Source organism: Candidatus Baltobacteraceae bacterium (genome assembly GCA_036559195.1).
GTDB lineage: Bacteria > Vulcanimicrobiota > Vulcanimicrobiia > Vulcanimicrobiales > Vulcanimicrobiaceae > JALYTZ01.
Map to the genome: position 1 here is coordinate 38,516 of DATBTN010000023.1, position 7,419 is coordinate 45,934.

10 protein-coding genes are annotated in these 7,419 nt (G+C 64.7%); 6 read left to right on the forward strand and 4 right to left on the reverse strand.

The window, feature by feature from the left end; translation table 11 throughout:
• The first annotated feature begins 46 nt into the window (after positions 1–46).
• Positions 47–817 carry an SDR family oxidoreductase gene (locus VIG32_02620; protein ID HEY8296898.1) on the forward strand — a complete coding sequence of 257 codons (771 nt, stop codon included), beginning with the start codon at positions 47–49 and terminating at the stop codon, positions 815–817.
• A 133-nt stretch (positions 818–950) separates the two neighbouring features.
• On the opposite strand, the gene VIG32_02625 is transcribed toward VIG32_02620, so the two are convergent.
• Positions 951–1,514: a hypothetical protein gene (locus tag VIG32_02625; GenBank protein ID HEY8296899.1), complete on the reverse strand. Its 564-nt coding sequence runs from the start codon at positions 1,512–1,514 to the stop codon at positions 951–953.
• 11 nt (positions 1,515–1,525) lie between these two features.
• Here VIG32_02625 and VIG32_02630 point away from each other — a divergent pair, with 11 nt between their 5' ends.
• Genes VIG32_02630 through VIG32_02640 form a run of 3 tightly spaced genes read left to right on the forward strand, consistent with a single transcriptional unit; the run spans position 1,526 to position 2,982 of the window.
• A complete protein-coding gene (locus tag VIG32_02630) occupies positions 1,526–1,873 on the forward strand; it encodes a Rieske 2Fe-2S domain-containing protein (protein HEY8296900.1) in 348 nt (115 codons plus the stop codon).
• Entirely contained in the window at positions 1,870–2,376 is a 507-nt protein-coding gene (locus tag VIG32_02635; GenBank protein ID HEY8296901.1) for a hypothetical protein, read from the forward strand. The genes VIG32_02630 and VIG32_02635 overlap by 4 nt, the downstream gene beginning before the upstream one ends.
• A gap of 45 nt (positions 2,377–2,421) precedes the next feature.
• Positions 2,422–2,982, forward strand: a complete 561-nt coding sequence (locus VIG32_02640; protein ID HEY8296902.1) for a type 1 glutamine amidotransferase domain-containing protein — start codon at positions 2,422–2,424, stop codon at positions 2,980–2,982.
• A 38-nt stretch (positions 2,983–3,020) separates the two neighbouring features.
• Here VIG32_02640 and VIG32_02645 read toward each other — a convergent pair whose 3' ends face one another.
• Genes VIG32_02645 through VIG32_02655 form a run of 3 tightly spaced genes read right to left on the reverse strand, consistent with a single transcriptional unit; the run spans position 3,021 to position 5,357 of the window.
• Positions 3,021–3,710, reverse strand: coding sequence for a hypothetical protein (locus tag VIG32_02645; protein HEY8296903.1), 690 nt, complete (start codon positions 3,708–3,710; stop codon positions 3,021–3,023).
• Positions 3,707–4,279, reverse strand: coding sequence for a hypothetical protein (locus VIG32_02650; GenBank protein HEY8296904.1), 573 nt, complete (start codon positions 4,277–4,279; stop codon positions 3,707–3,709). Before VIG32_02650 ends, VIG32_02645 begins: the two co-directional genes overlap by 4 nt.
• Position 4,280: 1 nt before the next feature.
• On the reverse strand, positions 4,281–5,357 hold the full coding sequence (locus tag VIG32_02655) for a hypothetical protein (GenBank protein ID HEY8296905.1): 1,077 nt from the start codon (positions 5,355–5,357) through the stop codon (positions 4,281–4,283).
• Between the two features lie 80 nt (positions 5,358–5,437).
• Here VIG32_02655 and polX point away from each other — a divergent pair, with 80 nt between their 5' ends.
• Together polX and VIG32_02665 are read left to right on the forward strand one after the other, a co-directional pair.
• Positions 5,438–7,168, forward strand: coding sequence for a DNA polymerase/3'-5' exonuclease PolX (gene polX, locus VIG32_02660; GenBank protein ID HEY8296906.1), 1,731 nt, complete (start codon positions 5,438–5,440; stop codon positions 7,166–7,168).
• On the forward strand, positions 7,165–7,419 hold a 255-nt coding region (locus tag VIG32_02665; protein HEY8296907.1), incomplete at its 3' end, for an alpha/beta hydrolase. The genes polX and VIG32_02665, both read left to right, overlap by 4 nt.

Consider the following 7,419-nt stretch of genomic DNA (forward strand, 5'->3'; position numbering starts at 1 on the left):
ATTCCAGGCGCAGGATTCCTGCGCCTCGCGCGTCGAGAGGAACCGCATGGATCTCGAAATTCGCGGAAAAGTCGCGCTGGTTACCGGCGCGAGCTCGGGTCTTGGCAAGGCCTGCGCGCTGGCTCTCGCGCGCGAGGGCGTGCGCTTGGCCGTCGCCGCGCGGCGTAGGGAGGAGTTGGAAGCCGTCGCTGCCGCCGCGATCGCACGCGGCGCGTCGGATGCGCGCGCGTTCACCGTCGATTTAGCTGACGCGATCTCGATCGAAAACTTGCTTGCCGACGTACGCGCGGCGTTCGGCGACGTGGAGATACTGATTGCCAACGGCGGCGGTCCCAAGCCCGGTACGTTCACGCAGACGGCCATTGAAGATTGGGATGCCGGCTATAGAACCGTGCTGCGCAGCATGTTGCGGCTGACCGAACTCGTTGTTCCGGCGATGCGCGCGGCCAAGTGGGGCCGCGTCGTCGCGCTTACCTCGAGTTCGGTGAAACAGCCGATCGGAACGCTCGTGCTCTCGAACGCCTTTCGCACGGCGCTCGTCTCGGCATACAAAACGCTCGCGGGCGAAGTTGCAAAAGACGGCATCACCGTCAACGCGATTGCGACCGGACGAATCGAGACCGATCGTCTTCGATCGCTCTACGGCGACGACGCGGCGAAACTCGAAGCCGCCGGCCGCGAAGTGCCCATCGGCCGCATCGCCCAGCCCGATGAGTTTGCGCCGATGGTGGCTTTTCTCTGCGGCGAACCGGCAGGCTACGTGACCGGCCAAACGATCGCCGTCGACGGCGGCCTCATCGCCGGACTTTTCGGTTAGCGCGGACCGCAGCATCGGAACCCCCGCGGCGCCTCACGACCGGTTTCATATCGGCGCGCGCGCCGTTCAACGCGTCGCCCTTCGACAAGCTCAGGGTGACAAGAGGGCTTTTTGTCACGTGAGCCTGATTTTGCTAGAAGAAGATTCCTAGAAAGCGATGATGGCGTTTGCTCGGCGCGCGCTTTGCGGTGCGGCGCGGCAGGCTCGGGTGCCGTTGGTTGTAGATCGCGATCGTTCGGCGCAGACGATCCAAGCGCCGATGCGTTTGCGCGAGTGGTTGCGCGGTTGCCGTTGCCACCGCGTGCGGCGTCGAAAAAGTCATCAAAGCGAAATGCCGCGCGTCGGCCAGCATCAGCAGCGAGCGTTCGTATTCGCGCTCTGCGAGCGCGTCGTGACTCGCTCGTTCGGAGGCTTCGGCATGCTGCTCGAGCCGGCGAGCCTGCGCGACGCGCGCCACGAAGAACGCGCGATCGTGCCGCTCGCGGCCCCCCCGCAGCGCATCGAGGTACGACCGGTTGCGCCGAACGATTCGAGCATCGACCTGGGGCGCGCTTTGATGATGTCCGTGACGGACGGGACGCCCGGGCCCGCACGCGGCCAGCAGCAGCGCGGCCCCCAGCGCCGCCAGTGCCAGCAGGCCCCGCCGCCCCGATCGCGCCAATTCGCATTGCAACCCGCCGCGATAATCGCGTACCATCGAATCTCCCTATGAGTGAACGTTCCGCCGAGAAACATGAGGATTTCGTGCGGCTGCCCGAAGCGGATCGCATCCCGCCGGGCGGATCGCGCGCCTATACCGTCGGCCGGCACGAGGTCGCGCTCTTCAACATCGCGGGCGAGTTCTACGCCCTCGAGAACAGCTGCCCGCACCAAGGCGCTCCAATCGTCGATGGTTGGCTAGAGGGGTCCCTCGTGACCTGTCCGTGGCATGCGTGGTGCTTCGACGTGCGCACCGGGGCGATGACTCTTGGGGAGTTTGCCACTATCGATCGCTACGCCGTTCGCCGGGGGACGGACGGGGCGGTCTTCGTCAGCAGGGAGCCGATCCGGTCATGAATACCCACCAATCAGCCTGGGACGGCACGCGCGGAACCGCCGGCGGCACGCAGTTCGGCGCGAGCCTCAAGGCCTTCGCCGCCGAGCGGGAGATCGACGATGCCCGCCTGGCCGTAGCCGCCGGCCTCACCGTGCCCGAACTCGCGGAGGTCTTCGAGGGGGGACGCCGGCTTGGCATCAGCGCGCTCGCGCGGCTCGTAACGGTGCTGCGCACCAAGCCGATCGAATTCATGCAGCGTACGGACATCCTCTCGCTTGCCGCCTACGCCTTCGGTTTAGACCCACTCTATTTCTTGCCCGAGGGCCAGTTGCGCTACGACGCCCGAATCTATATGCGCGAGATCAACCCGCGCCACGCGGTGCCCGAGAACGACATGACGCGCCGCAATCCCACGATTAAGGCGCTCGCCGAGGACCCGCTACTCGATCCGCTGGGCAAAATCGAATTAGAGCTGGCTTATCTCCTCCGTACGGCTATCCAAGAAACCGGCGGGACGCTGTGACCGGGAGCGCGCGAGCGGTCCAGAGAATCGAGCCGGATGCAATCAGTGGAAGGTAAGCGCATCGCCGCCCTCATCGGCGATGGTTTTGAAGAATCGGAACTCATCGAACCCCGGCGCGCGCTCGAGGAAGCCGGCGCTATCGTCACGATCGTCGGTATCGACGAGAAAGCGCTCCAAAAAATTCGAGGCAAACGCGGGCTGGACGACGGCACGAGCGTGAAGGCCGAAGAACTCGTTGCCGATTGTACGGCCGACGACTTCGACGCGCTGCTCGTACCCGGCGGGAGTTCTCCGGATCACATTCGGATGAACAAGGACGTGCAGCGTTTCGTTCGCGAGTTCGACGGCGCGAAGAAACCAATGTTCGTGATCTGCCACGGTCCCCAGGTGTTGATTTCCGCGCAACTCGTGCGCGGTCGCCAGCTGACCGGGTTCCCGGCGATCGCCGACGACATTCGCAACGCCGGCGGTTTGTTTCGCGATCAGGCCGTCGTGCAAGACAGCAACTGGGTCACGTCGCGTACTCCCGACGATCTCTCGCAATTCAATCGCGCGATCCTCGAGAAACTCGCCACCACCTCCCCCGCCACCACCCTGTCATCCTGAGCCTGTCGAAGGACGAGCCTGTCGAAGGAAACAGCCCGCTACGGCACGGGGTCGTAGCGGGCTAACGCTTCACCGTATTGGCGTAAGGCTGCGAAGCCGACGATCGCGCTAAAGATGAGGACCGACGCAACGCCGAGGGCGTCGTCGTAATGCCCGCGCAACGCTACGGGCGGGCGCAGCGTGTCGGCGTACACCGTTAAAACGTACGAAACCGAAGCCGTCACCCAGGCGAACGCGATATAGAGATAGCGTGACGCGCCGCGGCGCAGCGTGGCCGAGCACGCGACGAGCGTGCTCGCGTTCACGGAGGCGAGTGCGAGCGCGAAAAACGCCGGCGGCGCGGCAAAACCGGTGAGAAATTGTACGAACCAATAGACCAGCGATGCGATCGTCACGATGACGCACGGAACCAGCGCCGTCGCGCGCGCGAGTTCGCGACCATAGAGCGGCGCGCTCTCTTCGCAGAGTTCTAGTTCGCGCAGTCGCCCCGCGCCGCGTTGCGCGGCCGCAACGACGATGCCGGTGAGCGTGCCGAAGAAGATGAGTCCCGCCATCCACGTGGCGCGCGCCGCGAGGTCGCCCGCGAGACGGTCGTGCAGCGACGCGAGGATCGCGTGCGGCTGAACGAACGCGACCACCGCCGAAGCCGTGCAAACGTACGCGATGAGCCGCATCTCCTTACGCAGCCGCGTCGCAACGATCGCTCGAATCGCGGTTCCCCGACTCATAGCGGCACCGATTCGCGGGCTCGAGACGCGGCGAACAGCTCCGCCTCGCGCGCCGACACGTGCGTCGAAAAGACGGCGCTCGAATTTGCAACGGCCATAATCTGCGGAGCGTAGGCGGCCTGCGGCCGATCGAGCACGAGCAACGCCGGGTGCGCGAGCATCGCGCCGACCAACGGATAGGCGAAGGCCTCGTGCACGCCGTCGAGGGCTGCGAGCAGCCTCGTCGCGCGCGCGAGGCTGGGCTCGCGTTCGAGACCCCAGAGTTTTGCGCGGTAGTCGATGTATGCGGCAAAGGTCGCGAACTCGTGCGGAACCGCTTCGTGCGGCACGTACCCCACGATGCGCTTCACCTGAACGGGCTGGATGCGCGGATCGAACTCACCGATGAAGATGCGGCCGGTCGTCGCCTTCACGATGCCCGCCGCCATCAGCGCGACGGTCGCAGCCTCGCGTGCATTTGCGAACGTACGCGCCGCGCGCGCGCCCGCCACGAGCGAGACGGTGAGCGGCATGACGATCGTCTCGCCTGCGCGCGCGAACGTTGCGTCGCGCATTTCGAGCAGCGTCACGCTACGCGACCACGCGTTCGAGACGCGGGTTCGGGCGTTCGGGGCGCCCGACTTTGTGACACTCTTGCCATTGCCCGCTGTGTTGAATCGCGACGATATCGGCGGTGAAATCGAATCGCCCGGATCCGTCGAAAAACGCGCTTCCGACCGCGTAGCCGTCGACGGGCACGCGATCGCGCTCGAACGCCGAGATACGCGCGGGATCGAACCCGCCGCTGACGACGATGCGTACGCCGGTGAATCCCTCGGCGTCGAGCGCGTTGCGAACGTTCCAGACCAATTGCGGAATCACGCCGGTGGGTTTGAACGTGCCCATCTCGTTCCAGATCGACTTGTCGACCAGCGTCCCCGACGTGTCGAGCCGCACGCCCCAGAGACGCTCGCCGAGCGCGCGCGCGACGGCGAGGCTCGTTCCCACGCAATCGTTATCGAAATCGACAAGCGAGATCACGTTGACCGACGGGTCGACGTATTCGGCGAACTTGAGCGTCGCCAAAACGGTGTCGCCGTCGTAGGCCGCGATCAAAGCGTGCGGTACGGTTCCCATTCCGCGAGCGCCCCACCATTCGGCGTTGGCATCGGTCGAGACGCCGAGCGCTCCGGAGATATACGCCGCATATCCGTCGCCGGTCTGCACCAAATGGTGATCGAAACGAGCGGGAAAGAACAGCACCTGTTTGCCGCCGGCCGCCGCAACGATCGAGCGCGCGTTGGTTGCGATCCGCGTTCGGCGCGAGAGGACGCCCAGGTACGGCGTTTCCAAATGCGCGAAGCGCGCGTAGTCGCCCTCGATGGTCAGCACCGTTTCGTATGGGGCGATCGAGTCGCCGTCGTGCAGCGCCGCGACCGTCAGGTGTTCCCATCCGTCGCTGCAGAGCCGCAAAATGGCGAGCGCTTCGTCGATCCCGCAAAGCACCGCATGGTCGCGCTGAAAAATCTGCATGCGCACAACCGGATGGTGGTCGTCGCTCACGAGAATCTGGCGCGCGCGGTTGAAATAGGTATCGGAGTAATACCCCTCGCGCATCTTCTCGACCGGCAGATTGAAGATCTCCGGCCGCAGTCGAGTCTTCGGCACCCCGTCCTATTAGGTTGGCCGGCAGAGCGGGCCTCGTTTTTCGTAGCCGGGAAGGCCTGGGCTGCGTCGAAAGAGCCCTGGTGGTCTCTAATGCGGACGTCGCTCGAACGCTCCTACGCATCCGAACGCTCATGGAGCTGGCGGGCGAGACGTTTTTCAAGTTCATGGCCTACGAACGCGCGGCCGCGACGATCGAGAACGCCCAACCCGTCGCCGAACTCGTCAGTTCGGGCGAGCTGAAGGCGCTGCCGGGCATTGGGAAATCGATCGCGGTGACGATCGAGGAAATCGTGCGCACCGGCACGTCGGCGCACCTGGAGGAGCTGCAGCAGCGATTTCCGCCGACGATCTTCGAGGTGCTCGATGTATCCGGCATCGGCGTTAAAACGGCCGCGATGTTTTGGGAGAAATTCGGGATCGGTTCGCTCGCCGATCTCGAACGCGCGATCGACGACGGCACGCTCGCGACGGCACCGCGTCTGGGTCCAAAGTCGCTCGAGAACATCAAACGCGGTATCCTCGCGTTTAAAGGGCGCTCGCACCGAACGCCTCTCGCGCTCGCGCTGCGCATCGCAAACGACGCGATGGGGTATCTGCAAGACGGGCCGCCGCTGCATCGGTTAACGTGCGCGGGAAGCGTGCGTCGCGCGGAGGTTACCGTCGGCGACATCGACATCGTCTGCACGTCGGATGAAGCCGCGCGAGTGATCGAGCATTTTACGAAGTGGGAGCGCGCGCACGCCGTGCTCGGCGAGGGCCCGACCAAAGCGAGCATCTGGCTCGAGGGCGGTCTTCAAATCGATCTGCGCGTCCTGCCCGACAATCTCTATGGGAATCTTCTGCAGCATTTCACCGGCAGCCGCGAGCACAACATTCAACTGCGCGAGCACGCCGTGCGCAAAGGCGTACGCGTGAGCGAGAACGGGATACTCGAGCTTGCGACCGGCAAGGTCACTACGTGCACGGATGAAGAGCAAGTCTACGCCGCACTCGGGATGCAGTTCGTGCCGCCCGAGCTGCGCAGCGGAATCGGGGAAGTCGATCTCGCGCTCGCCGGTACGCTTCCGGCGTTGCTCGAACTCGCCGACGTGCGCGGCGATTTTCACATGCACTGCACCTGGAGCGACGGAATCGATTCGCTCGACGAGATGATTGCTGCGGCTGCCGCTCGCGGCTACGAGTATCATTCGATCTCCGATCATTCACACGGGCGCGGCGCGACCTACGGCCTCTCGGCCGAGAAACTGCGCGAGCAACGCGCGCAGGTCCGCGCGATCGGCGACCGTTACGGCGTGCGAACGCTCTGCAGCAGCGAAGTGGACATCCTGCCCGACGGGTCGCTCGATTTCCCGAACGATCAGCTGGCGGAGCTCGATATCGTCGTTGCGAGCGTTCACGATGCGTTCAATCAATCGCGCGACGAGATGACGCGCCGGCTGATCCGCGCTTGCGAGAATCCGTTCGTCAACATCATCGGCCATCCGACCGGACGGATGATCGATCGATTCGCGGGCTACGAATTCGATTACGATGTCGTATTTTCGGCGGCCGCACGAACCGGCACCGCCCTCGAAATCGACGGTCAAGAACTGCGCCTGGATCTGCCGGCCTCGCTCGCGCGCCGCGCGCACGGCTTCGGCGTGACCTTCACCGTCGATAGCGACGCGCATCAAACCGGCCAACTCGCGAACGTTGCGCTCGCCGTGGGTCAAGCGCGACGCGCGGGGCTGGGAAAGGCCGACGTTTTGAACACCCGCACGCTCGAAGACGTGCTTGCTTTCGTGCGCCACAAGCGCGAGCGCGCGTCGTGATCTCCACTATTTGGGCCGATTGTGCCGACGGCGTGCTAACCGGCGCGCGCAGTTGTGGAGCGAAGGGCGATGCCGTCGTCTACGTTCACGGCGTGGGTTCGACCGCAGCTATCTGGGACTATCAACTGCGCGCGTTTGGCGACTCGTACCAAAACCTAGCCATCGAATTGCGCGGAAACGGCGTCGCGAAGCCGGAGCCCGATCCGGCCTGGATCACGCGCGCCGGATTCGTCAACGACGTTCTCGCCATC